The sequence below is a fragment of the Parashewanella curva genome, from assembly GCF_003675895.1.
In the GTDB taxonomy this organism is placed as follows: Bacteria; Pseudomonadota; Gammaproteobacteria; order Enterobacterales; family Shewanellaceae; genus Parashewanella; species Parashewanella curva.
Window position 1 is genome coordinate 1 of record NZ_ML014951.1, and the last position, 1013, is coordinate 1013.

General features: G+C 39.2%; 2 protein-coding genes. Both read right to left on the reverse strand.

The genetic code is table 11. From position 1 onward, the window contains the following. Positions 1 to 6: 6 nt before the first annotated feature. Positions 7 to 402, reverse strand: coding sequence for a transposase (locus D5018_RS21390; protein WP_165905156.1), 396 nt, complete (start codon positions 400 to 402; stop codon positions 7 to 9). Further along, positions 395 to 1013, reverse strand: a 619-nt coding sequence (locus D5018_RS21395) for a transposase (protein WP_133309378.1), incomplete at its 5' end; no start/stop codon positions are given. The genes D5018_RS21390 and D5018_RS21395, both read right to left, overlap by 8 nt.

A 1013-nucleotide genomic window follows, 5' to 3' on the forward strand; every position in this document is an offset into this window, starting at 1 on the left:
GGTTCATCAGGAAAATGAAGATCTAGCTTCGTGACTTGCTTTTACCTTTAGCTCAAAGAACTCCCAATCTCTGTAACCATAAGCCATTTTAACAATTGTCTTAAGTCTGTTGTTAACACCTTCAACTTTCCCACTTGTCATTTTTTCATCGTAATAATTCAAAATCCCAACTTCATGTTTTCTCAGTGTCTTAGTGAAATTTTTTAGTAGCATAAGATCTGATTCATTGGCTTGTTCACACCAGTCATCTAGCCAAATTTTTGCTTGAGCTTTCGTGCCTTGACTCCAGAGCTGCCTTAACTTTTCTTTGAAATAATAAACAGTCGCCAAAGGTTGATTAGCTTCAAGAGCTTTGTCTAATCTGGCTTTGCCTTTTTCACTGAGATTTTCAGGATTACTCACCAGAAGCCAACGTGTTTTTTTTCAAAAACTGAGAATCATCTTTATTCTCCGCTGCTCTTTGAATATCTCTTCTAAACTCAGTCAGTTTCTCATTGAAGCGCTTCACGACATGGAAACGGTCAATGACTAGCTTTGCATTAGGCGCATGCTCATTAACCGAGCTGATATAAGCCTGTCCCATATCGGTAGCAACAGCTTCTATGGGCTTCTTACAACGTTTTTTTCGTGCCCAGAAACCATCAAGGCTCGCCGCCTTTTTCCCTTTTTCTGTATAAATCACTGCGCTCGTTTTCATATCAATAACAACAGTCATAAAGCCTGTTTTAGAGCCACAATAGATTTCATCAATGCCAATATGTGTTACGTCTTTTAAGTCTGGCTGTCTGTATTTTTTGTTCAGGTGACGCTTTTGTATTTCTTTGATGCAATCCCAGCTCACATTGCACAAGCGAGCTATGTCACTAATCGTCATGTTTAGTGCTGAAAGAGATAGCACATACTTTTCAAATCCTTTGGTATATCTGACTTTTTCTCTAGGTGCAAAACGCAGTGGAAGGAAGCGAGTAATCCCGCAATCACCACATCTAACTCTTTGGCTGTTGATGCATATA